25 protein-coding genes and 1 tRNA gene are annotated in these 23,156 nt (G+C 63.3%); 10 read left to right on the forward strand and 16 right to left on the reverse strand.

What is annotated here, in order from left to right; translation table 11 throughout:
• Positions 1 to 30: 30 nt before the first annotated feature.
• The 10 genes from LZ496_RS13855 to LZ496_RS01110 all read right to left on the reverse strand — a co-directional run bounded on the left by LZ496_RS13855 (position 31) and on the right by LZ496_RS01110 (position 7,524).
• Complete coding sequence (locus LZ496_RS13855) at positions 31 to 153, reverse strand: hypothetical protein (RefSeq protein WP_283937854.1); 123 nt, start codon at positions 151 to 153, stop codon at positions 31 to 33.
• Between the two features lie 90 nt (positions 154 to 243).
• Positions 244 to 675 (reverse strand): lasso peptide biosynthesis B2 protein, encoded by a 432-nt coding sequence (locus LZ496_RS01070; protein WP_249902756.1) that lies wholly within the window; start codon positions 673 to 675, stop codon positions 244 to 246.
• The gene (locus tag LZ496_RS01075) at positions 662 to 928 is read right to left on the reverse strand and encodes a PqqD family protein (RefSeq protein ID WP_249902757.1); all 267 of its coding nucleotides are present in this window, start codon (positions 926 to 928) and stop codon (positions 662 to 664) included. Before LZ496_RS01075 ends, LZ496_RS01070 begins: the two co-directional genes overlap by 14 nt.
• Positions 925 to 1,785 carry a phosphoenolpyruvate carboxykinase (ATP) gene (locus LZ496_RS01080; protein WP_249902758.1) on the reverse strand — a complete coding sequence of 287 codons (861 nt, stop codon included), beginning with the start codon at positions 1,783 to 1,785 and terminating at the stop codon, positions 925 to 927. Before LZ496_RS01080 ends, LZ496_RS01075 begins: the two co-directional genes overlap by 4 nt.
• Before the next feature lie 66 nt (positions 1,786 to 1,851).
• Positions 1,852 to 1,927 (reverse strand) — tRNA-Lys (locus tag LZ496_RS01085).
• A gap of 97 nt (positions 1,928 to 2,024) precedes the next feature.
• Positions 2,025 to 3,137, reverse strand: a complete 1,113-nt coding sequence (gene rodA / locus LZ496_RS01090; RefSeq protein WP_249903824.1) for a rod shape-determining protein RodA — start codon at positions 3,135 to 3,137, stop codon at positions 2,025 to 2,027.
• The gene (gene mrdA / locus LZ496_RS01095; protein ID WP_249902759.1) at positions 3,137 to 5,059 is read right to left on the reverse strand and encodes a penicillin-binding protein 2; all 1,923 of its coding nucleotides are present in this window, start codon (positions 5,057 to 5,059) and stop codon (positions 3,137 to 3,139) included. Before mrdA ends, rodA begins: the two co-directional genes overlap by 1 nt.
• Positions 5,056 to 5,583, reverse strand: coding sequence for a rod shape-determining protein MreD (gene mreD / locus LZ496_RS01100; RefSeq protein ID WP_249902760.1), 528 nt, complete (start codon positions 5,581 to 5,583; stop codon positions 5,056 to 5,058). Before mreD ends, mrdA begins: the two co-directional genes overlap by 4 nt.
• Entirely contained in the window at positions 5,583 to 6,467 is an 885-nt protein-coding gene (locus LZ496_RS01105; RefSeq protein ID WP_249902761.1) for a rod shape-determining protein MreC, read from the reverse strand. The genes mreD and LZ496_RS01105 overlap by 1 nt, the downstream gene beginning before the upstream one ends.
• Before the next feature lie 13 nt (positions 6,468 to 6,480).
• The gene (locus LZ496_RS01110; protein WP_249902762.1) at positions 6,481 to 7,524 is read right to left on the reverse strand and encodes a rod shape-determining protein; all 1,044 of its coding nucleotides are present in this window, start codon (positions 7,522 to 7,524) and stop codon (positions 6,481 to 6,483) included.
• 152 nt (positions 7,525 to 7,676) lie between these two features.
• On the opposite strand from LZ496_RS01110, the gene mutL reads away from it, so the two are divergent.
• The 3 genes from mutL to LZ496_RS01125 all read left to right on the forward strand — a co-directional run bounded on the left by mutL (position 7,677) and on the right by LZ496_RS01125 (position 10,558).
• The gene (gene mutL, locus LZ496_RS01115) at positions 7,677 to 9,461 is read left to right on the forward strand and encodes a DNA mismatch repair endonuclease MutL (protein WP_249902763.1); all 1,785 of its coding nucleotides are present in this window, start codon (positions 7,677 to 7,679) and stop codon (positions 9,459 to 9,461) included.
• Between the two features lie 261 nt (positions 9,462 to 9,722).
• Positions 9,723 to 10,268 carry a porin family protein gene (locus LZ496_RS01120; RefSeq protein ID WP_249902764.1) on the forward strand — a complete coding sequence of 182 codons (546 nt, stop codon included), beginning with the start codon at positions 9,723 to 9,725 and terminating at the stop codon, positions 10,266 to 10,268.
• A 116-nt stretch (positions 10,269 to 10,384) separates the two neighbouring features.
• Positions 10,385 to 10,558, forward strand: coding sequence for a hypothetical protein (locus tag LZ496_RS01125; protein WP_249902765.1), 174 nt, complete (start codon positions 10,385 to 10,387; stop codon positions 10,556 to 10,558).
• Here the strand turns inward: LZ496_RS01125 and ilvC are convergent.
• Together ilvC and miaA are read right to left on the reverse strand one after the other, a co-directional pair.
• Positions 10,555 to 11,520 carry a ketol-acid reductoisomerase gene (gene ilvC, locus LZ496_RS01130; RefSeq protein WP_249902766.1) on the reverse strand — a complete coding sequence of 322 codons (966 nt, stop codon included), beginning with the start codon at positions 11,518 to 11,520 and terminating at the stop codon, positions 10,555 to 10,557. The genes LZ496_RS01125 and ilvC overlap by 4 nt on opposite strands.
• Before the next feature lie 9 nt (positions 11,521 to 11,529).
• Positions 11,530 to 12,462 carry a tRNA (adenosine(37)-N6)-dimethylallyltransferase MiaA gene (gene miaA / locus LZ496_RS01135; protein ID WP_249902767.1) on the reverse strand — a complete coding sequence of 311 codons (933 nt, stop codon included), beginning with the start codon at positions 12,460 to 12,462 and terminating at the stop codon, positions 11,530 to 11,532.
• On the opposite strand from miaA, the gene serB reads away from it, so the two are divergent.
• On the forward strand, positions 12,428 to 13,321 hold the full coding sequence (gene serB, locus LZ496_RS01140; RefSeq protein ID WP_249902768.1) for a phosphoserine phosphatase SerB: 894 nt from the start codon (positions 12,428 to 12,430) through the stop codon (positions 13,319 to 13,321). The two genes, miaA and serB, sit on opposite strands and share 35 nt — an antisense overlap.
• Positions 13,322 to 13,351: 30 nt before the next feature.
• Here the strand turns inward: serB and LZ496_RS01145 are convergent, their stop codons facing one another.
• Entirely contained in the window at positions 13,352 to 14,272 is a 921-nt protein-coding gene (locus LZ496_RS01145; RefSeq protein ID WP_249902769.1) for an SPOR domain-containing protein, read from the reverse strand.
• Positions 14,273 to 14,413: 141 nt separating this feature from the next.
• Between LZ496_RS01145 and LZ496_RS01150 the strand changes: the two genes are divergently transcribed.
• From LZ496_RS01150 to LZ496_RS01160, 3 genes are read left to right on the forward strand one after another with little or no spacing between them, the layout of a single operon-like run.
• Positions 14,414 to 15,136 carry a ParA family protein gene (locus tag LZ496_RS01150; protein WP_249902770.1) on the forward strand — a complete coding sequence of 241 codons (723 nt, stop codon included), beginning with the start codon at positions 14,414 to 14,416 and terminating at the stop codon, positions 15,134 to 15,136.
• A 12-nt stretch (positions 15,137 to 15,148) separates the two neighbouring features.
• On the forward strand, positions 15,149 to 15,859 hold the full coding sequence (locus LZ496_RS01155) for a hypothetical protein (protein WP_249902771.1): 711 nt from the start codon (positions 15,149 to 15,151) through the stop codon (positions 15,857 to 15,859).
• A 28-nt stretch (positions 15,860 to 15,887) separates the two neighbouring features.
• The gene (locus LZ496_RS01160; RefSeq protein WP_249902772.1) at positions 15,888 to 17,207 is read left to right on the forward strand and encodes an SPOR domain-containing protein; all 1,320 of its coding nucleotides are present in this window, start codon (positions 15,888 to 15,890) and stop codon (positions 17,205 to 17,207) included.
• Between the two features lie 38 nt (positions 17,208 to 17,245).
• On the opposite strand, the gene LZ496_RS01165 is transcribed toward LZ496_RS01160, so the two are convergent.
• Genes LZ496_RS01165 through LZ496_RS01175 form a run of 3 tightly spaced genes read right to left on the reverse strand, consistent with a single transcriptional unit; the run spans position 17,246 to position 19,740 of the window.
• Positions 17,246 to 18,145 (reverse strand): aspartate carbamoyltransferase catalytic subunit, encoded by a 900-nt coding sequence (locus LZ496_RS01165; protein WP_249902773.1) that lies wholly within the window; start codon positions 18,143 to 18,145, stop codon positions 17,246 to 17,248.
• Positions 18,146 to 18,157: 12 nt separating this feature from the next.
• Positions 18,158 to 18,646 carry a Holliday junction resolvase RuvX gene (gene ruvX, locus LZ496_RS01170; RefSeq protein WP_249902774.1) on the reverse strand — a complete coding sequence of 163 codons (489 nt, stop codon included), beginning with the start codon at positions 18,644 to 18,646 and terminating at the stop codon, positions 18,158 to 18,160.
• A complete protein-coding gene (locus LZ496_RS01175; RefSeq protein ID WP_249902775.1) occupies positions 18,631 to 19,740 on the reverse strand; it encodes a DUF3089 domain-containing protein in 1,110 nt (369 codons plus the stop codon). Before LZ496_RS01175 ends, ruvX begins: the two co-directional genes overlap by 16 nt.
• A 178-nt stretch (positions 19,741 to 19,918) precedes the next feature.
• On the opposite strand from LZ496_RS01175, the gene LZ496_RS01180 reads away from it, so the two are divergent.
• From LZ496_RS01180 to LZ496_RS01190, 3 genes are all read left to right on the forward strand, one after another.
• Complete coding sequence (locus LZ496_RS01180) at positions 19,919 to 20,731, forward strand: bestrophin-like domain (protein ID WP_249902776.1); 813 nt, start codon at positions 19,919 to 19,921, stop codon at positions 20,729 to 20,731.
• Positions 20,732 to 20,869: 138 nt separating this feature from the next.
• Positions 20,870 to 22,336, forward strand: coding sequence for a phospholipase D family protein (locus LZ496_RS01185; RefSeq protein ID WP_249902777.1), 1,467 nt, complete (start codon positions 20,870 to 20,872; stop codon positions 22,334 to 22,336).
• 29 nt (positions 22,337 to 22,365) lie between these two features.
• A complete protein-coding gene (locus LZ496_RS01190; RefSeq protein ID WP_249902778.1) occupies positions 22,366 to 23,091 on the forward strand; it encodes a CDP-alcohol phosphatidyltransferase family protein in 726 nt (241 codons plus the stop codon).
• The last annotated feature ends 65 nt before the right edge of the window (positions 23,092 to 23,156 follow it).

Below are 23,156 nucleotides of genomic sequence, written 5' to 3' on the forward strand. Positions count from 1 at the left end.
AACGCGCCCAGGCATTGGTGTCAGCTAAGCTCAACTTTTGTTGTTGGTCGCCTGGGACAATGGCGTCTGTTTTCCGGCGACGTCCTTGATCTGGCCGAGGCGAACCAGGTTCGGCCTGGTCCATGCGGGCCGCTTGACCGAATTTTCCTTCATGCCGAACCTCGCAGGTAAAACGCACGCAACGGTGCCTGATCGTGCAAGTTTTGCGTTGATAAGCACGGGTTTGCAAGAGTTTGCCGCGCCTTAGTTTCCTTCCGGATTTCCAGCGCCCAATCGCAGCGTTTCGACCCACGGCCCCGGCAAATCGCCAATGACGATTTCACCCGCCACCTCCACCCATGCATGGAGGGGATCGGCAAAGCGGCGCTCCGCTTCGGGTCGGACCGCAAAAACAACCGCATGGTCGATCTGGCGGCGTCGCAGCATCCAGCTCAGCGCCATCGCGCGCGGAAGGCATTTGGTCGGAAACGGAATTCGCCGAGCCGCCCAATCGACATTGGCAGCGAGCGTTCGGGCGAGGCCCGTATCGGAACCGGGGCCGCTTCCACTGCTCCTGCCAAGCGAATGTCGCCAGCGCTCGAAGAGGAACGAACCGATCAGCAGGCGAGCAGCGCACAAGGCCATCATCGCCTCTCCGGTACGCAGCTTCGATCGCCAGCGCTCAATCAACGTCAACGAGGCCTACCGCCGCCAGCTGTCCGAGGAATGCATCGACGTCGAAGCCAATATCCGCGCCCTGGCTTGCGAAATGACCGGAAAGTTCGATCGCAAGGTCGGACCGGCTCCGCGTTCCGTCGATCAGCCGCCAGATCGTCGCTGCGGTCCCCGCCAGGGAATAGAATTCGCCCGTGCCCAGATGCATGACGACGATTTCGTCGTCGATTTCCGTTTCCGTGAACGTCCCGGATCGTTTGACGACGGTGGTCATGCGCTCAACTGGCCGCGGTTTCGAATATAGTCGGCAACCATCGCAATGCCCTCATCGAACCTGCTGGCATCTCGCGGCCTAACGAAACGTGACATGGCCATCTGCCGCGCCAATCGGGCGCGATGGGCGAAAAGTCCGGCGCGATCGAACCGGCGGGCCGCTTCGAACAAATAGGCGGTCTGATGATCGTCATCCAATCTGACGAACCGCTCGGCCCCGGCAATTCGCGAAACCGCCGGATCAGGTCCATCTTCAAGGAAGATCAGTTCGGCGAGCGGCATCACGGTTTCGATCATTCCTCCGGCCGGGCTTGCGTAATATTTGTCGTAGGTCGCGGAGACCTTTTCTTCCTGGATGGCCCCGGCGAGCGCGAACGCGTCAGGGCATAGCTTCAACCTCTTGTGCCCTGGCAAACAGACGAGCCGAAGCGGATCCGACAAATCCAGGACCAAAGTGTCGTCGCAGAACATCGAAAAGCCGTGGCGTCCAAGTGCCGCCGCCAGTGTGGATTTGCCGGCGCCGGCGGGCCCGGTGAAGGCGAACACTTCGCCTTCATGGGCAACGGCCGACGCATGGATCGGCACCAGCCCATTCATGCTCGCGATGGCGGCATAGACGCTGCCGTTCAGCCAGAGCGTTTCCTCGCTGGCGTCAGCAGCGATGCCTTGCTGGATCGTTAGGCCTTCGCCGCGGCGGTAATAGAAATAATGATCGCCCTCGGCGCGCAGGAGAAACGCTTCCTCGCCCATCTGCCAGCTCATCGGCTGGAGGGCCTCGTCGCACAATCCAATAGGAACCGGACCGTAACGGGCCCGGGTTTCACGCTCCAGCAGCAGTTCGGCAGGCGATCTTGCCATTGGCCCCTTCGACTTGCCGCCAACGAACAGTCCGGGGCGTTCAAGATCAAGTGTAATTTTGGAAGGTGGTGGACGCACTAGGGCTCGAACCTAGGACCCGCTGATTAAGAGTCAGCTGCTCTACCAACTGAGCTATGCGTCCATGCCTGAGGCAAACGCGCGGACCGCATGAAGCGGCGGCGCGGGCGGGCCTCTAACAAGGTTGGGGCAGGCTGGCAACCGTCTGCCGCGGGGAAATTTTATGCAAGCGTCGAACGGGTGCGCGATTGGCGCTCGATCCCCATCAGCAGTCCAAGGCAGATCATGACCGTCATGACGGCCGATCCGCCGTAGCTTACGAGGGGCAAGGGGATGCCGACGACGGGGGCAAGACCCATCACCATCATCAAATTGACGGTAAAATAGAAGAAGATCGTCATCGAAAGCCCGGCCGCAGCAAGCTGTGAATAGCGGCTTCTGGCCCTCTGGCTGACCTTCATTCCCCACCTGACCACCATCGCGAAGGCAAAGATCAGCATCACTCCGCCGATAAGACCCCATTCCTCGACGAACGTCGCAAAGACGAAGTCGGTGTGCCCTTCAGGAAGATAGTCGAGATGGCTCTGGCTGCCGTTCAGATAGCCTTTGCCCCAGATACCGCCGGATCCGATCGCGATCTTGGACTGGCTGATGTGGTAACCGGCGCCGAGCGGGTCCGCTTCGGGATCGAGGAAGATCAGCACGCGCTTGCGCTGATAGTCGTGCATCATGGCATAGACGACGGGCAGTGCCGCCCCGAGCGCTGCCGCGGCCGAGACGAAATACCACATGGGGAGGCCGGCAACGAACATGACCGTCACGCCGCCGACGAGGACCATGGTGGCCGTGCCGAGATCGGGCTGGGTCAGGATCAGCGCGAAGGGTACCAGCACCAGCAACGCAGCCGGCCATAGTCCGCGCCATTGGCGGACGTCTGACGCCGGGATCAGGTCATAGAAGCGGGCCAACACCAGCACGACGCCAGGCTTCATGAACTCGGAGGGCTGAAGGCGGATGAAGCCGAGATCGATCCAGCGCTGCGCGCCCTTGCCGACGAAGCCGACCATATCGACGATGATCAGCAGGACGACGATCACCATATAGGTCGGGAAGGTGACTTGTTTGACGAAGCGTTCGGGGATGTAGCTGATCGCGATCGCGAGGCCAAAGAAGGCGAGGATGATCAGGCCCTGTTTCAACGCCCAGGGCGACCAGCTGCCCCCGGCCGCCGAGAAAAGCGTGACGATGCCGATGGTGCAGATCAGCGCGACCAGCCAGATAAGCCGCCAGGGGAGGCGGGCGAGCGGTTGCGGGATGATCGCCGAGGAGATCATCATGCGCTTCGCCTCAGATTGGCCTTGGAAATCTCCTCGACCTGCGATTGGCGACGCGCCGTCCGTTCAAGAAGCGTACCGCCCCATTGCTGTTCAAGCGCGGTGAGCGAAGCCATCGCCCGTTCCTGGTCGAACAGAAAGGTGAGTACGTCCTTGGCGACCGGTGCGGCGGCCCGAGCACCGCCAAGGCCGTGCTCGATCACGACCGAGCCAGCGTAACGCGGGTTATCGTAGGGAGCGAAGAAGACGAACAGGCCGTGGTCGCGATATTTCCAGTCGCCCGACTGGCCGCGCTGGCTCCCGACGATTTTGCGGACCTGAGCCGTACCGGTCTTGCCGCACATTTCGATGCCGGGCACCTGGAGACGGCTTGCGCCGGCGGTACCGTCGCCGTTCACCACCTCCCACATCCCGCCGCGCGTGGCATCGAGATGCTCCTGCGGGATGCCCAGCAGGGGCGCTGGCTGTTTATGGACTCCGAGCAGGTTGGGCTGGACGTTGCGGCCGGACGCGATGCGCGCGGCCATGACCGCCAGCTGGAGCGGATTGAGGATCAGGAAGCCTTGGCCGATGGAAGCATTGAGCGTATCGGATGCGGTCCAGTCTGGACGCTCCACCACTCGGCGGTTTTCTTTATATTTCCGTGCTTTCCACGCGCTGTCTGGTACGGTGCCATAACTTTGACTGACCACCGGAAGGTCGAATTTCTGACCCAACCCCGTCCGCCGCGCCATTTCGGCGATCCGGTCGTAGCCGACGCGATGTCCCATGGCGTAGAAATAGGTGTTGCAGCTCTTGGCGATCGCCCGGCGCATATTCACCGTGCCGTGACGCCCGAGGCAGCGGAAGAAGCGGTTTCCGAGCCTGTAGCCGCCCGGACAGAAGATGGTCTCGTCCGGGTCCACACCCGCCGCCTGCAGCGCCAGCGAATTCATCGGCTTGATCGTCGAGCCTGGCGGATAGAGCGCGTTCAGCGTCTTGTTGACCAGCGGGCGGCGTTCATCCTGCGACAGCATGCTCCACTCGGTCCGTCCGATTCCGTCGGAGAAACTGTTGGGGTCGTAAGCCGGCATCGAGGCCATGCAGAGGATGTCGCCGGTCTGGCAGTCCAAGATCGTACATGCGCCGGATTCCTCGCCAAGTCGCCGGGCGGCGAAGTCCTGCAGGCCGGCGTCGATCGAGAGCTGGATCGTCTGCCCGGAGCGATCCGGCTTGGGTTCCAGTTCGCGGACCAGCTTGCCCCTGGCCGTCAGCTCGACCCGCTGACCGCCAGGTTGGCCCCGGAGGTTCTTCTCCAGTGTCTTCTCAAGACCTTCCTTGCCGATCTTGAACCCCGGGGTGACGAGAAGGGGATTTTTCTCCTCCTCATATTCCTTGGCCGAGGCGGCGCCGACATAGCCGATCAGGTGGCCGACCGCCGGGCCGGTCGGGTAGAAGCGGGAGAAGCCACGCATCGGCTGGACGCCGGGCATTTCGGGAAGCCGGACCGTGACTGCCGCATATTGCTCGTACGGAACATTTTCGGCGACCTGCACCGGCTGGTAACCGCGAGAAGCCTTGATCTCCTTGATGATCCGATCGACGTCATCGGGGCCGAGCTTGAGCGACTGGGTTAGCGTCCGAAGGGTGTCGGTCGGGCGCTCAAGCTGCTCCGGAATGATATCGACCCGAAAATCGGAGCGGTTGATGGCAATTGGTTTTCCGGCGCGGTCGACGATCCAGCCGCGGCGGGGCGGGACGATGATCAGCTGGACTCGATTGCTTTCGGAAAGCAGCTGATAATGTTCGTTCTGGGCGATCGACAGATAGCCGAGGCGGGCGATCAATGCCCCGCCAAGCGCGGCCTGAGCACCGCCGACCAGCATCATCCGGCGCGAAAAGGTGATCGACTGGTGCGCCGCCGTATAGCGAGAGGCCTTCATCGCCCAAGCCTCCAGCGATCGAGGCGGGTGGCGATGAACGCCGCGATCGGGAAGGTCAGAACGCCGACCAGGATCGCCGGCCCGGCGCTGATGTTGAAGGGGACGTCCGCGCCCATCAGGCCGGCGGCGCGCCAATGCGCGATTTCCGACAGGGCGATGACGACCGTGGCGATCGCCCATTCGATCCAATAGTCGCGCCACATCGTGCGACGGTCGAGGATGTCGAGTGCAATCATGATGGCGGCCCACATGGCGACCGACATTCCGATCGGGTTTCCAACGATGACGTCATTGACGAAGCCGAGCGGTGCTGCCCACCAGGCGGGCCAGGCGTCGGCCCGGAGCAGCCGCCAGCCGAGCAGCATCAGCAGGCCGAAGTCGGGCCACCAGCCGGTTGCGGATACGATGGGCAGCAACGCCAGCAAGGACCCGGCGACGACGGTTGCCGCCGGGATATAATCCGCCCCGGCGCGCGGTCCCTTGTTAAGACGCGCGCTTTGGGGCCCCAGCGCCGAGCGGACCATCAGGGGCCCTCGCTGGCGGGTTCGGCGGCCGCCGCAAGCGCCGTCGGTTCGAACGGCGGCTCGACGATCGCAAAACTCACTCGCGAAGGGTCGGCTATGGGGATCGCGATGGCGCCATCGTCGTCCAGCCGGATCACTTTGGCGATCGGAACCAATGGCGGATAAAGCCCGCCGGTCCCGGACGTCACGATGACGTCGCCGCGCTTGAACGGGTTCTTGCCGACTTCGAGCGGGCGGACATCGATGGTTCCGTCGCCGCGCCCGGTCGAAATCACGGGCTGTCCACCGCGCAGGATTCGCGCCGGGACGATGTTGGCCCGGTCAGTGACGAGCAACACGCGGCTGGCGATCGAACCGGCATCGATGACTCGGCCGATCAGGCCCTCGGCGGCACGGACCGGCATTCCGATCTGGACGCCTTCGCTGGATCCGACCGAGATGATCGCGAACCGCCTTGAGCTTTCGAACGACGATCCAACGACCCGGCCTGCCGCAACGGCGTCCCGGCTATGCTCCCGAAGCTGCAGGGCGGCCCTCAGCTGCTGGTTTTCCTCGAGGATGCCGCGAGCTTCCACCATTCGGCGCATCAGCGCCGCACGCTCGCGCTTGAGCTGTGCGTTCTGATTGGCGGCATCCCAATAATTGCCGGCTCCACCGACCAGCCCGGTCACGGTGGTCGTTACTTCGCGCAGCGCTCCGCTGATCGGCGCAGTCGCATCCAGCGCCGCGCCGCGAACCACCGAATAGCTCTGCGGTGCGACCAACGAGAGGATCAGCAGGATGAGCCCGACCGCCAACCCGGCGAGCACCGCCAGGAAGCTGAAGAACAGGCCATATTGAGCGCGCCTCGACCAGCCCGGGCGCGGTCCCGCCGAGGCTGCCACTGCTCAGTTACTCCTAAGCGGTCTGGAGGACGCCGCGGAACTGCTCCTCTTCGAGCGCCCGGCCAGTGCCAAGCGCAACGCAGGTCAGCGGATCCTCGGCAACAGTAACCGGAAGGCCGGTTTCGTCGCGCAGCACCTCGTCGAGGCCCTGGAGAAGCGCACCGCCACCAGTCAGCACGATGCCCTGGTCGCAGATGTCCGCGGCCAGTTCGGGCGCGGTATTTTCAAGCGCGATTCGAACGCCCTCGACGATGGTGCCGACCGGCTCGGACAGCGCCTCGGCGATCTGGCCCTGGTTGATCGAGATTTCCTTCGGCACGCCGTTGACGAGGTCGCGGCCCTTAATGTGGACCGTGGTGCCGATGCCGTCGACCGGCGGCTTGGCGATGCCGACTTCCTTCTTGATCCGCTCGGCCGTTGCTTCGCCGATCAGGAGGTTGTGGTTGCGGCGGACATAGGATGAAATGGCTTCGTCCATCTTGTCGCCGCCGACGCGGACCGAGGTGGTGTAGGCGAGGCCGCGGAGCGAAAGCACCGCGACTTCGGTGGTGCCGCCGCCGATGTCGACGACCATCGATCCGATCGGCTGGGTCACCGGCATGTCGGCGCCGATCGCGGCAGCCATCGGCTCCTCAATCAGATAGACCTGCGAAGCGCCTGCATTGGAAGCCGCGTCACGGATCGCGCGGCGCTCGACCGAGGTCGAGCCCGACGGAACGCAGATCACAATCTCCGGGAAGCGCCAGGCGCGCATCTTGCCGCCATGAACTTTGTGAATGAAGTGCTTGATCATCTGCTCGGCGACATCGATGTCGGCGATGACACCGTCGCGAAGCGGACGGATCGCCTCGATCTGGTCCGGGGTCTTGCCCATCATCAGCTTGGCGTCGTCGCCGACAGCCTTGACCTTCTTGACGCCGTTGATCGTCTCGATCGCAACGACGGACGGCTCGTTAAGAACGATCCCGCGACCCCTCACATAGACCAACGTATTGGCCGTGCCGAGGTCGATCGCCATGTCGTGCGACATCCATTTGAACCAGCGGTTCCAGAACATGCTTTACCCGTCTCACTCTTGTTGTGGAGATTGGGCCGCTTGCCGACAGCCCGATTCACCGCCCTTTATCCAAGCCCTTGTGAAAGCAGTCTTAATTCTGGGGGAAATAACACGCTTCAAGGGTGGCATCGGATTGGGCTAGGACCGTTAACATGTCAATAAGAAGGCTGCCTTCCGAAGTCATCAATCGCATCGCCGCGGGCGAGGTCGTGGAGCGTCCGGCCAGCGCGTTGAAAGAGCTGGTCGAAAACGCGCTCGATGCCGGATCCGGAACGATCTCGATTCGGATTTCCGCGGGTGGGCTGGACCTCGTCGAAGTGACCGACGACGGTCATGGCATGGCGCCCGCGGAAATGGGCCTGGCACTCGAACGGCACGCCACGTCAAAGCTGCCCGACGATGCGATCGAAGAGGTCACCAGCTTCGGATTTCGCGGCGAAGCGCTGCCCTCGATCGCCAGCGTGTCCCGCCTGATCCTGGAAAGCCGGCCACGCGGAAGCGACGGCTGGCGGATCGAGATCGACCATGGCGTCAAGGCGGGAGAGGGGCCGGCGGCACTACCGCCCGGCACGCGAGTTCGAGTCGAGGGCCTGTTCGACAAGGTGCCGGCCCGGCGCAAGTTCCTGCGCTCGCCCCGATCCGAATATGCCGCCTGCCTGGACGCGGTGAAGCGCCTGGCGATGGCCCGACCCGACGTCGGCTTTTCGGTAGAGCACGATGGCCGGCGGGTTCTAGCGGTCCAACCATCGGATGGCCCTATCCGGGTTGCCGCGCTGCTCAGCCATGAGCTGGATCGCCACGCGATCGGGATCGATTGCGTCCGCCACGACATGCGGCTTTCCGGGGTCATCAGCCTGCCGACCTTCAATCGCGGCATGGCCGACCAGCAGTTTCTGTTCGTCAACTCGCGCCCCGTGAAGGATCGGCTTCTCGTCGGGGCGCTCCGGGCGGCCTATCGCGACCTACTGGCGCGCGACCGGCATCCAATCGCCGCCTTGTTCGTCGAGGTTCCGACCGCCGAGGTCGATATCAATGTCCACCCGGCCAAGACCGAGGTCCGCTTCCGCGATCCCGCTGCCGTTCGGGGACTCATCGTCGGCGGTCTCAAGGCGGCGCTGGACGAGGCCGGACACCGCAGCGCGGCGAGGGAGCAGTTTGCGCAGCAAGCTGCGTGGCAGGTTGAGCCGGTTAGTCCTTCAGCTCGTCATCCCAGCGAAGGCTGGGATCCAGGCCATGCCGAAATGGCGAGGGAGCCTGGCACTGAAACATGGATCCCAGCCTTCGCTGGGGTGACGGAGAAGTTGCGGGAATTCGCTCCCGCCGCCCGCGCCGAGCCTGCGGCAGCGCCGGTTCCTTCCTATCCTCTCGGCGTTGCTCGCGGCCAGGTTGCAGCCACATACATCGTTGCCGAGGCCGAGGACGGTCTCGTCATCGTCGACCAGCATGCAGCGCACGAACGGCTGGTGCTGGAGCGGATGCGCAAGGCATCGAACGGCGGCCAGGTGGCACGGCAGGCGCTGTTGATGCCCGACGTCGTTGAGCTGGACGAGCCCGAATGCGATCGGCTCGAGGCGGTGGTCGGCGAGCTGGCGGATCTCGGGCTGGAGATCGAGCGCTTCGGCCCGACGGCGATGCTCGTCAGGGCTACACCGGCGCCGCTTGGAAAGACCGACATCCCCGGCCTGCTTGCGGACCTTGCCGCCGAGCTGGCCGAGCTCGGCACAGCGCTAGGCCTCCGCGACCGGCTCGACCATGTCGCCGCAACCATGGCCTGCCATGGATCGGTCCGAGCAGGTCGGATCCTCTCGGTCGCGGAGATGAATGCGCTGCTCCGCGAGATGGAGGTCACGCCCCATTCGGGACAGTGCAACCATGGACGCCCCACCTGGGTGAAGCTTGCTCATGCCGATATCGAGAAGCTGTTCGGCCGCCGATAGGCCGATTGTCATCTCGTCGTAAAAATTTTTCGAGCTACCCAAGCAGTTGGTTTTAAAGCGGAACTGATCGGGCCTGAATGGTTTCGGTCATTTCCGTTCATTGAAGCGACAAGTGGCGTTCCCAAATGAGCGGACGGGGCTGCCGGTCCACACGGCATCATAGGGAAATTGGCGGATTTCATAGGGTTACCTGTGATTCCGACGACGACCTCCCATGTCTTCCCGTCCTGGGAAGGCGGTCAAAAACAATGGAGTATTGTTGTGAAAAAGATTCTGCTCGCCACCGCTGCCACGTCGGCATTTCTGGCTGCTACGCCGGCCTTGGCCCAGAACGTCGCGCCCGCCGGGCCGCGCGTCGAAGCCGTTGTCGGTTACGACAAGGTCAAGGCGCTGGGTGAGAAAGACGGCGGAGCCCTGTTCGGCATCGGCGCCGGCTACGACTTCGCCGTGGCCCCGAGCGTTTCGCTAGGCGCCGATATCGAAGCCACCGGGTCGACCATGAAGGAAGGCGATGAGGACATTGCCGAAGTCAAGGCCGGCCGCGACCTCTATGCCGGCGTTCGCGCCAGCGTCGCGGTTGCACCCAACGCCAACCTCTATGTGAAGGGCGGCTACACCAACGCTCGCTTCAAGGCGACGGTCGCTGATGACAGCTTCTCAGAGAATTTCGACGGTTACCGTCTCGGTGCCGGCGGCCAGCTTGGAATTGGCGGCAAGGCCTATGTCGGCAGCGAATATCGCTACTCAAACTATGAGGACGGCCTTTCGCGTCACCAGGTGGCGATGACGGTCGGCACCCGCTTCTAATCGCGGATGCAAATCGTGGGGCGCCCGAGCGATTGGGCGCCCCATTTTGCGTTTTAAGGACTTTGGCAGGCAAAGCTGTTATACCGCCTGTCGATCCTATCGTCGGGAGAACGGCCATGAGCGAATATGACAAGGGCTACTATGCCAGCCGCGCGGCCGAGGAAGCGGAGCTCGCGTTGGCTGCCGACGATCCGGAAGTCGCCGATGCCCATCGTAAGCTGCAGCGAGCTTATATCGAACGTGCTTCGGTCGGGGATCGGCCAGAAGAGGTCGCACAGATCATCGGCTAGCCGATCAGTTTTTTCCGGGCTTGTTCGACGTTGAGTTGCCGCGCTTTATCGCGAGCTACCTTTAGGCGCGGGTAGCCCGACGCCTCTTCGTCGCGCAGCAGGTCGCTGAACCGGCCTGCCCGGACCTCGGCCAATATCTCCCGCATTCGGGCCCGCACGCCATCATCGACAATGCGCGGCCCGCCGATCACGGCGCCAAGCTCCGCCGTGTTGCTGATCGCTTCCCTCATTCCCGCGATCCCGCGCGCTTCGATCAGTTCGGCGATCAGCTTCAGTTCGCCGACGCATTCCATGTAGGCGACTTCTTCGCTGACTCCGGCTTCGACCAGCGTGTCGAAGCCCGCGATCAATATTTCCGGCACCGCACCCCATACGACCGCTTGCTCGTTGAAAAGGTCCGCCTCGCACTCTTCCGCGAAGCTGGACGCGAGAATCCCTGCGCGGCCGCAGCCAAGGGCCTGGCCATAGGCAAGCGCGATGGCCTTGGCATTGCCGTTGGCGTCCTGCTCGACGGCGTAGAGGGCAACCATGCCCTTACCGTCGAGATACAGGGAACGAAGCGCCGTTCCCGGTCCCTTGGGCGCGACCATGAAGATATCCAGGTCGGACCGGGGGACAATGAAGCCAAACCGGATCGCAAGGCCATGGCTGAATCCCAGCGCTGCTCCCTCGCGGATGCTGGGTTCGACCTCGCGATAAATGGCCGCCAGTGCTTCGTCAGGCGCAAGCAACATCACCACGTTCGCCGACGATGCGGCTTCGGCGAGCGAAGCGGTCGCAATGCCGTCCGCTACTGCCCGATCATGGCTAGGCGATCCATCGCGCAGGCCGACGACGACGTCGATCCCGCTGTCCTTCAGGTTCAGCGCCTGGGCCCGGCCCTGGTTGCCATAGCCAAGGATGGCGATGCGCTTCCCGGCCAGCACCGCTGGGTCAATGTCGCCGTCTCGAATAGCGTCCATGCCGCCTCGCTACCCTGCCGGCGCGAACATCGCCAGCGCCCGCTCAATCGTCTCCCCTTCAAGCGGTTCGTGGAAACGCGGCCATTCCGGCGGCGGTTGATGCGCGAACCAAGTATATTGGCGCTTGGCATAGCGGCGCGTGGCTTGCGCGCCCGCCGCAGTGGCGTCCTCCAAAGTCCGCTCACCCCGCAAATAGGTGCCCAGCTCAGCGACGCCGATCGCCCGCATTACCGGCAGGTCCGGGTTGAGGCCGCGCGCCAGCAGGGTTTCGACCTCCTCTAGCGCTCCTCGCTCCACCATCTGCGCGAACCGCACGTCGCACCGCTCGTAAAGCCAAGGACGGGGAGAGGTGAGGACGAGCGCCTTGATGTCGATCGTGTCGGCGATACCTCCTTCGCATTCTTCCTGCCACGAATTGAGGGTCTTCCCCGTCGACCGAACGACTTCGAGCGCGCGGGCAATGCGCGTCGTATCGCCAGGGTTGAGCGTCGCCGCAGCGACAGGATCCAGCGGGGTAAGCGCAGCGAGATTCTCGGCGACGCCGGCTGCGCGGACATCGGCGCGAATCTGCGGGTCGATCTCGGGAATCGGGGCGATACCGTCGAGCAGGGTACGAAGGTAAAGGCCGGTTCCGCCAACCAGCACTGGCAATCGGCCTTCGGCATGCAGCCGGGCTATTTCCGACTTCGCCGATTCCGCCCAGTCGGCGGCGGAGCAGGACTCGGCGCCATCCAGCACACCGTAGAGGCAATGCTCGGCCCTTGCGCGATCCTCTGCGGTTGGTGCCGCCGAGAGTATCGGCAAGTCGCGATAAACTTGCGCGCTGTCGGCGTTGAGGACGGCCCCACTGCTGATTTCCGCAAGCCTTAACGCCAGAGCCGACTTGCCGCTTGCGGTCGGACCGGCAATGAGAGCGACAGGAGGCTTTTCGACCTTGGTCATCGCGACGCTGATAGCAGCCGGACGGCTCGACGAAAGACTGCTGACTGCGGCGCTGGGGCGCGTGCAGGGCTCCCGGCTGGTCTGCTGGATCGATCAGGGCGATGCGGCCGATCTTGAGATTCCGGCCGAGCTTATGGCGGTGCGCTCGGCTTTCCAGGGTTGGGGAGAGGTGGACATCATTCCGCATCCGGCGGGACCGCGCGAAAAACGCTTGCTGGTCGCCGACATGGATTCGACCATGATCGGTCAGGAATGCATCGACGAACTGGCTGATTATGCGGGTGTAAAGCCCGAGGTAGCCGATATTACGGAACGGGCGATGCAGGGCGAGTTGGATTTCGCTGGCGCCCTGAAGGAGCGGGTGGCTTTGCTTCGGGGGCTGGACGCTTCCGTGATCGACCAGTGTCTTGCCGAACGCATTCGGCCGAATGCGGGCGCCGAGACGCTGGTCCGTACGATGCGCTCCAGGGGCGCCATGACGATGCTGGTCTCTGGAGGATTTACCGCCTTCGTCGGGCCGATCGCCGAGAAAATCGGCTTCGAACGGTTCGAAGCCAATGTGCTTGGTGTGACGGGCGGTAAACTAAGCGGTGCAACCGAAGGCCGCATCGTCGATTCCCGGCGGAAGCATGACGTTCTATCGGAGCTGCGCGATCAGCTTGGGCTTGTTGCCAACCAGACGTTGGCCATTGGCGACGGCGCCAATGACATCCCGATGATTGAGGAAGCCGGCCTCGGCATTGCCTACCGCGCCAAGCCGGCATTGGCGGCCGTCGCCGATGCGCGGCTGGACCATCATGGGCTGGACGCACTGCTATGGGCACAGGGAATACCGAAGTCCGAGTGGGTTGGGGAATAAATCCGCTCAGGACGAACGAATTCTCAGCCCTTACTTCGTTTCAACCGGGAAGCAGGGCTGGGGCGCCAGGCGCGCGCAGGCGGCGGACGCGGCGGCCCGGCTTTCAAACGGCCCAGCCTGCAGACGAACGACCGCACCTGCCGGGACATAATAGGCCGGCTTCCCGCCAAGCTTGCCTGACAGCTTCGCATATAATGTCTCGGCTGACTTGCGTTGGCCGAACGCTCCCAACTGAACACGCCAGCGGCCGGTGGCTGCCGCAGAAGCCTTCGGCGGAGACGCAGGCGTGGCCTTGGGCGGGGCAGGCGGCTTTGCCTGCGCGACTTTGGGCGGGATTGGCTTTGCGGCTGGTGGCTTGGACGATGAGGGCGCCTTGGATTCGCTGGCGAGCGTTCGATTCACCATCGACTGCGCAAGCGCGACGCCCTCCTGGCGCTGTTCGAGCGGCATGACCGAATCCATATCGGCCAAAGTCGCCTTTGCCGGAGCGAGGCCCTGGGCGGCAGCGCGGCTGACATAGGCATAGGCCTTGACCGGATCGCGGGCGACCCCGTCTCCGTTGTAAAGAGCGGTTCCCACCATCAGGAGCGCACGGGGCTCTCCCGCCTCGGCCGCACCATTCAACCACCGCATGGCCGCGGTCTGGTTGCCGTTCTGGAACAGCAACAGTCCGAGCGTCGTCTGGGCGTCGACGTGCCCCTTGCGCGCCGCTCGATCCAGCCAGATCTGGGCCTGCGACAAATCCAGCTTCACGCCTCGTCCCAGCCGATAGGCCTGGCCGAGGTTGAATGCCGCGTCGGCATCGCCCTTTTCAGCGAGCGGCCGCCAGATCGCGACGGCGGCGGCGGTATCGCCTTTTTGCCACGCATCGATGCCCGCACGAACGGACTGAGCTTGGGCGGGCAACACTGCCAACGCCCCAATCATCAAGCCAAGCAACAACTTACGCATTTTTTGAACACCCTGATCGGTCGCCGCTTAACCCTAGCCTGCCTCGCGAAGACTGAACAAGGTCGGGCCGACATTAACCAGTTTTTAGGGCCTTTGCTGTCAGGTGGCTGCAGATCAATGGTCTCGGCCAAGGGGAAATTCATGCGCGTTTTGGCAATGGCATCGCAGAAGGGCGGGTCTGGAAAGACGACCCTGTCCGGACATCTTGCGGTGCAAGCGCAGTTGGCGGGCGCCGGTCCCGTCTGTCTCATCGACATCGATCCGCAAGGTTCGCTGGCCGACTGGTGGAACGAACGGCAGGAAGACATGCCGGCCTTCGCCCAGACGACGGTTGCGCGACTCGCCTCGGATCTTGAAGTGCTTCGCCAGCAGGGCTTCCGCCTCGCTGTCATCGATACGCCGCCTGCGATCACCATGGCCATCCAGTCAGTCATCGCGGTTGCCGAGCTGATCGTCATTCCGACCCGTCCCAGTCCGCACGACCTTCGCGCTGTCGGCGCCACGGTCGATCTGTGCGATCGCGCCGGCAAGCCGCTGATCTTTGTCGTCAACGCGGCAACCCCGAAAGCCAAGATCACTTACGAGGCCGCCGTGGCTCTGTCGCAGCATGGCACGGTCGCCCCGGTCACGCTTCACCACCGCACGGACTTCGCGGCGTCGATGATCGACGGCCGTACCGTCATGGAAGTCGATCCGCAGGGCCGCTCGGCCCGTGAAGTCACCGAGCTTTGGGATTATATCTCCGATCGCCTCGAAAAGAATTTCCGCCGCACCGTTTTCGCCGCGCCGAACCAGGCGCCAGGTATTGGTGCAGCCAGCCCGCGTCCAGTCGGCGGCTTCGGTCGTCGGGTGATGGGCCAGTAAGGAGTGAGCGCGATGGGTGAACCCAAGGCATTCGCGTCGCTCTCGTCGGGCCTTCTGGCTCGCAAGGGTGCCGCCCGTCCGGCGATGAGGCCGCAAGGCTTCGGCGCCCAGAGCGGGGCAGGACTGGAAGATCTCGGCTGGAACGACATGGGCTTCGAGCCGCCCAAGCCGGTCATCGCACCCGTTCTTGACGAAGATCATGACGCGTTCGGCGAGGAATTGCCGGACCAGCCGTTGCGCAATCCGCTGTCGGCGCTGACTCCGATCGCTTCGCCGGTTCACGACCAGCAAGCCGAAATCCAGAGCCGCTTCGCCAACCATGACGAAGATGGCGAGGATGAAGACGGCGAATATGTCGACGAGACGGCCGAGCTGTACGATCCGGAAGCTGACGATACCGCGCCGGTCCTGGCCGAGCCTGAACCTGTCGCCTTCAAACCGGAGCCGATCGCCTCTTTCGATCCGGAACCGATCGCTTCGTTCGAACCGGCTCCGGCACCGGCTCCTGTCCGTGCACGCCGGCCGCGCGCTCAGCCCGGAGCGAAGGGGAAGGCCGCGTTCACGCTGCGCCTGGATCCGTCGCGCCACCTGAAGCTTCGTCTGGCATGTGCCGTCAACGGCCGCTCTGCCCAGCAGCTCGTGACCGACGCTTTGGACCAACTGCTCAAAGATATGCCGGAACTTGAATCGATGGCCGAACGGGCGCCGCGAAAGAGCGCCTGACGCATCAGACCCTGGGGAAGGAAGTGCAATGACCAAGAACCGTCTGGGAACCGCACTCACTGCCGTTTCACTGATCGCAATCACCGCGGGTTGTACGACGCCCGGACAGAAGTTCGGCAGTGCGTCCGGCTTCGGAGGGCCGGTCAACTCCGGCGAGCTCGGACTTGCGACGAAAGCGCAGCTTGCGCTCGCCGCCAACGATATTGTTTCGGCCATTTCACTCGCGGAGCGCGCTGTTGAGCGCAGCCCGCAGGATGCCGGCTTTCGTGCTCTCCTCGGCAACAGCTATCTCGCTGGCGGCCGCTTCGCTTCGGCTGAAGCCGCCTACCGCGATTCGCTCAGCATCTACGCTGCCCAGCCCCAGGTCGTGCTGAAGCTTGCCCTGGTGCAGATCGCGCTCGGCAAGAATGACGAAGCCAAGCTGTTGCTGGCGGAATCGCAGGGGCTGGTCGATCCATCCGACGCAGGTCTGGCGCTCGCCCTTGCCGGCGATCCGCAGGCTGCGATCGCAGTGCTCGAACCGGTTGCCCGCGCAGTCGGCGCCGATGCCCGTACTCGCCAAAACCTGGCGCTGGCCCATGCCTTCGCCGGCAATTGGGAACAAGCCAAGATCGTTGCCGCCCAGGACGTTCCGGGCGACCAGCTCGATGCCCGCATCCAGCAGTGGATGGCCCTGTCGACGCCGGCGCGCGCTTCCGACCAGGTCGCTGCGCTGATCGGCATCCAGCCTGCCGCCGCCGATCCGGGCCAGCCGGTCCGTCTGGCCCTGAACAAGAATGAGGCCGTCCGCGAAGCCGCGGCTCAGCCGGTCGTTCAGCCCTATGTCGAACCGTCTGCTCCGGTTGAGCTCAGCTCGTCGGCAACCGTCGAGCTTCCGCCGGCGGTCGAAGCGCCGGTCGCTGCTCCGCCGGTCGTGCTTGCAAGCGCTCCGGCTCCGGAAGCTGTGCCGCAGGCCGAGATCCAGACCGCGTCGCTGCACGAAGCACGTCCGGCACTTTCGCCGGCCGCCGCCCGCCTGTCCGACCCACTGCCGATCCGCAAGGCATCGGCGCCCCGCGTCGCCACCGGCAAGAGCAAGGCCGTTGTACAGCTCGGCGCCTATTCGTCGCGTGAACGGGTTGCCGCTGCCTGGGCCAAGGTTTCGGGCAAGCATGGCTCGTTGAAGAATTATGTGCCGGTCACGGCGCGCTTCACCGGTGCTCATGGAACGGTCTATCGCCTTTCCGTGAAGGGCTTCGACAACAGCAAGGAAGCCAACGGCCTCTGCGCCTCGCTGAAGCGCAACGGCCGCGAATGCTTCGTCCGTGCTGCCTCGGGCGACGCGCCCGTCCAGTTCGCTTCGCGCTAATAAGGACCCAGCACTGTCCGGGGGACAGTGCGGTCCACTTATCTGGGCAAACGTTCGGCTGTCAGGAGGTCCAGGCAGGCCATCCTGACGGCCACGCCCATTTCCACCTGCCGCACGATTAGCGACCGCGTCGGATGATCGGCCAGTGAGCCGTCGATCTCCACGCCGCGATTGATCGGGCCGGGATGCATGATCACGGCGCCGGGGGCTGCGGTTGCAAATCGCTCCTCGGTCAGCCCGAATCGCTCAAAATACTCACCGGGAGCATCGCCCAGCTCTTCCTCCAGCCGTTCCCGCTGCACCCGAAGCATCATCACGACGTCCGCGCCCTCGACAGCTTTGTCCAGCGCTCCGCCGGGCAAATCGTCGGGCATCAGTGAGGGCGGGGCGGCAAAGCGCAATTCCGCGCCGAGACGGCCAAGCAGCTTGGCGTTGGAGCGCGCGACGCGGCTATGCTTGAGGTCCCCGCAAATCGCGATCTTCAGTCCTTCGACCCTGCCGAAATGCTGGCGGATCGTCGCGGCGTCGAGCAGCGCCTGGGTCGGATGCTCGCCGGTCCCGTCGCCGGCATTGATCACCGGGCAGTCCATGATCGCCGCGACGCTCGCCGGAGCGCCGCTGGTGCGATGCCGGATGACCAGCGCATCGGGCCGCATGGCGTTCAGCGTTCGCGCCGTGTCATCCAGCGTCTCGCCCTTCTTGATCGAGCTATGCTCGACCTGCATCGTAACCACCTGCGCGCCGAGGCGATTGGCCGCGATCTCGAAGCTCAAAAGTGTCCGCGTGGAATTTTCGAAGAAGGCATTGACGACCGTCAGGCCGTCCAGCCGATGGTCGTTCCGCCGGGGCTGGCGATTATAGGAGAACCATCGCTCGCCCTCGTCGAGGATGGTGGCGATCTGATCGTCGGAGAGATCGTCGATGGATAAGAGGTGCATTAAAGCCGCGCCCTAGCGCGAAGCCGGCAAATTGACCAGCGCATCGATTGCCCCCTGCAGGATATGTGCAGCAGCGTGCGCATCGACCTTCGTCGCGCGCTTCGCCCGGCTCATGTCTGCTTCGATCATCGCCCGCTCGACCGCCACGGTCGACCAGCGCTCGTCCCATATCAGGATGGGAAGGGCGAGGGGGGCAAGATTGCGGGCGAAGGCCCGCACAGACTGGGTGCGTGGACTATCAGTGCCATCGAGGTTGAGCGGCAGTCCGACCACCAGTCCGACGATGCCGTGCTTGGCCGCGAACGCCCTCAATGCCTCGAGATCGGCGGTGAACTTGGTCCGCTTCAGCGTTTCGGCAGGTGTTGCATAGCTCCAACCAGCGTCACAGGTCGCGAGACCGACTGTTTTGGTCCCGACGTCGAGCCCGGCGAGCCGCCCGCCCTGACCTGGAAGGGCGGCCAGATAGTCCGCCGCATTCGTAGCGATCAGCGCGCCTGCCATGCCGTCAGCCGCCTTTCTGCATCCGCGCGAACCGAGCCCCAGAACAGCGCATAATCGTAAACATGATAATTGTTACCCGGCAGCACGTAGGTGCCGAGGTTCGGGATGTCTCCCTCGATCATCAGGAAGCCATTGTCGCATCGCGCGCCCACCCGGCCCGGCTGCAACGTCGCATTGGTCAGGCTGCTATCGGGAACGAGCGTGCCCTGGTTGGAAGCGGGCGGTGCGGTTGCTCCCGCCGTACCGGTCAGCGGGTTGGTGCACAGCATGTCGTCGCGCGCACGATCTGCGCCGGTCAGGCCCTTTGTTCCGACCCACGCTTCGGTCACCAGTTGGGGGTTAGCCGGATCCTTGAAGCTTTGCCAGCTGGTGACGCAACCTAGCTGGCCTGAGCTTGTGCAAGGCGAAAGTCCGGTTGCCGGCAAGTCCGATTGAACCCCGACAGGCCAGCCGACGACATAAGCAGCAACCAGCCGGCCGTTGATCGCTGCCTTCCGTTCCTTGAGCAATCGAAGCAGGTGCATCGACCCTTGGCTGTGCCCGGCAAGAATGATCGGCTTGTCGGCTGCCTGCTCCTTCAGGAACGCATCGAAGGCCGCCAGGACATCGCGATAGGCCAGGTTCAAAGCCTTATGGGCATCCTCGCTCTTCAGGAGGAAAGCGCCGAACGCCGCCTGGCGATATTTGGGCGCCCACACGTCCGAAACGTCATCGAACGCGCTGGCCTGGCTCTCGACGAAGAGCTCGGCCCGCCGATCGGGCTCGCCCGCGGCATCGATCGGCGCATTCCAGCGGTCGCGCTCCAGATAAGTCGTTGGATGGACGAAGAACGTCGCGGCGCGATTGTCCTTATGCAGGTGAACCACGCCTTGGGGTGCCCAATGCGACGGATCCTTCGGAAGGCCGGGTTTCGCAATCCAGCTGGCCATCTTTGAATAATCGGGAGAGCTGCTTTTCGGTGGCTCCCGGAAATGTCCGGTGGGCGTCGCCATCCGGACCAGCACCCGGTCACCGAATTGATAGAGCGCGAACGCCCCGCCGACGAAAATCAGCGTCAGGATGAAGATGAGCATGAGGAAGCGACGGGCACACATAGGGCGGAGCGGTTAGGGGAGGGCGCTGTCGCGGGCAAGCTGCCTACTGGTTAACCCGAAATCGGGTGATCGGGGGAACGCCCGATTGCGGCCGCCAGCCATTCTCGCAACAGGCTCTTGTTTGACGTGTGGCTTCGGGCGCCATCGCCTTGAGCAGTTGCCACGGGGGGACGCCGCAATGGACTGGTTTGCGGAGCTGATCGACCGAATGAACTTTTGGGTCGTTACGCTGGTGCTTCTGGTTTCGCTGGTCGCTGCACGCGAATTCGGAGGCTGGCTTCATCGCCGGTTGGAAGGGAACAAGGACGACTGCGCCGAGGACGGCGTCGATAAGCAGTTCGTGATCACCGGGACGCTCGGTCTGCTCGCGTTATTGATCGCGTTCACCTTCAGCCTATCGCTCCACCGCTACGAGGAACGCCGCATGACCGTCGTTGCCGAAGCGAATGCGATCGGCACTGCGGAAATGCGCGTCCGACTCCTCAATCCCCCGGACAATGCGCGAATGGCGGCTTTGCTGCAGGCCTACGCGCGCGCCCGGCTCGCCTACGGGCTTGCGGACTCTGCCGAGAAGCGTGCCCTGGCGGCGAAATCTGCTTCGCTTCGATCGGAAATCCAGGCCGCGGCACTTGCGGCTCTTGCGCCGGAATCCCGCACGCCGCTGGGGATCACTGTCACGCCTTCTATCAACGCCGTGCTCGACATTGGTGCTGAGCGCGAGGCCCTCAACACGGCCCGAGTGCCTGGGGCGATCCTGTTTTGCCTGTTCTCCTTCAACCTGCTTTCCGCGGCGATGCTCGGCTACGCGCTTACCGGTACTCGGGCACGGCAGCGGCCGGCGACGATCGCATTGTTCCTGTTGCTGACGATGGCGCTCATGCTGATCCTCGATCTCGATGCTCCGCAGCGCGGGATGATCAAGGTAGACCAATCGCCGATGTTGCAGCTGGTCGACGGCTTTGCGCCGCTTCCCCAAGCCAACTTGCAGTAGAAAACCCCGATGGGAGTTTTCCCGTAGCGAACACTCGGGGCAGGCCTGATTGCTGTGAGCAGCCATAACCGCAACAGCTCCACTTGGAGCGCGGCATATGCTGATCAGAAACTGTAAATCGAGCCTCTGCGGTTCGGCATGACCTCCGCGGCGGACAGCATCAACAGTCGCATCGGCGATCCTCCAGCGAGACTTGATCAAATATTCGGTCCGGCGGCCAGCCAGCATCCGGGCCTGTCCGGCTTCAGCCTGCTGAGCCATGGGCGGGAGGCCTTCATCATCCGCCTTGCGGCCATCGACCTCGCCGAGCGAACCCTCGACATGCAATATTACATCTGGGAAGGGGATACGACTGGGCGGATCATCCTTGACCGCGTCATGTCGGCCGCCGACCGCGGAGTAAGAGTGCGGCTCCTCGTTGATGATCCTTATTACAAGGCAAACGACGAAGTTAAGGGCTCCCTCGACGCCCATCCCAACATCGAAATTCGACTGTTCAATCCCTTCAAGAGGCGGCGCTTGAAGTATCTCGAATTTCTAGCCGACTATGGCCGCGTCAATCGCCGCATGCACAACAAGTTGACCGTTGCCGATCATGCGACGGCAATCGTCGGCGGCCGCAATATCGCGGACATCTACTACGGCGTGAACACGACACATAATTATCGCGATCTGGACGTGCTGGCAGTTGGGCCAATCGTCCATGAACTATCGAAGAAGTTCGAGCGGTACTGGAACAGCCCGACGACCGTCCCGATCAAGAAGATTGTCGATCGGGAATATGGTCCGGCCGATTTGCAGGCCATCCGCAATCGACTGGCGAGGGAAATTGCCGCATCTGAACATCCTTATCCCAGCGACCAGAATAGGGAAGAGCGGGCGCTCATGCAGTCCGAGCTTCTCGACGACCTCGTCTGGGCCAGCGCCAGGGTCATCGCCGATGATCCCGACGAGATCTTCCATGGCAACGACAGCAACAACGTCGTCGAATTCGTTCGCTGGAAGATCGCCCAGCTCAAGAGCCATTTGTTGCTGGAGTCGCCCTATTTCGTCCTTCCTGCCCGCGCGCAGGCAATCGTGAAGGTACTTACCGACCGCAAAATCCGGGTGCGCGTTCTAACCAACTCGCTCGCTTCGAATGACATGCTCCCGGCGCATTCAGGTTATGCCAAGACCCGCAGGACATTGCTTCTGAACGGGATGGAGATTTACGAGCTGCGCCCTGACACTGACGCCTTCCGGCCAGGGTGGTCGCTCCTTGCAGGCCGGTCGCAAGCGGCCTTGCATACCAAGGCCATGGTCTTCGACGGCGATGCTGTGTTTATCGGCAGCCTCAACCTGGATTCCCGTTCCGCGGTGATCAATACCGAAGCCGGGCTCTACATCGAGAGCAAGGAGTTCGCCCAAAAGCTGACCGCCTATATGGAGTCCGGTGTCGTCCCTCCGAATTGTTATCGCGTCTTCCTAGATCGGAACGGCAGGATGATGTGGGAAACGGAGCAGGATGGCAGGACCGTGCGCTACGATAACGAGCCCCAAACCGACTTCCGCCGGCGTCTGGTTGCACGCTTGCTGAAGCTCCTGCCGATCGACTCCCAACTCTGATCTGAACCCGTGCAGGAAGGAGGGCCGCGATGGACGAGCAACAGCGCGCAACTCCAGCAACTGCACGCGTCGCCGCATGGGCAGTCCATCTCTTTTCAGCGACCGGCGCCGTCCTTGCCTTGCTCGCCCTGGCGGCAATCTCGAAGCACGAGTGGACCGAGGCCATGTACTGGCTTTTCGCTGCTCTCGTGGTCGACGGAGTGGATGGAAGTTTTGCGCGGGCGGCGAGGGTCAAAGAGGTGGTTCCGAGGATCGACGGCGAGGCCCTCGACCTGGTGATCGACTATCTGAACTATGTGTTCGTCCCGACGCTGTTCATGTGGGAGGCCGGGCTGTTGCCGAATCCGCTGTTTCTCGGAGCGCTGATCCAGGTCTCGTCGCTCTATGTTTTCGCGCGCCGCGACATGAAGACCGAGGACGGCTATTTTCGCGGCTTCCCGGCCCTATGGAACATCGTCGCGCTTTATCTTTTCGCCGCCGGATTGCCCCGCGACACTGCCGGGTTGATCGTCGCCGCGCTTGTCCTGCTGACCTTCGCGCCGATCCATTTTGCGCACCCGTTCAGGGTCCGGGATTATGGCATCTGGCTTCCGGCGCTTGCTGTGGTGTGGAGTGCGGCAACGGTCGCGATGTTGCTCCCTGGCATCTCTGACGCAGTGCGTTCACCGCTCTTGATGTTGTCGAGTGGGGCGGCCCTCATCATCGTTGGACTTGGACTGTTTCGAAGCATGCGCGGGCCCTTGCCGGCAAGCTAGCCGCCTGGGGCGCTTTTCAGTAAAAGCTCAGACTTTGCTCATGCGCGTCACCGATGCGTGCCCCT

The organism is Sphingomonas caseinilytica (genome assembly GCF_023516455.1).
GTDB classification, from domain to species: domain Bacteria; phylum Pseudomonadota; class Alphaproteobacteria; order Sphingomonadales; family Sphingomonadaceae; genus Sphingomicrobium; species Sphingomicrobium caseinilyticum.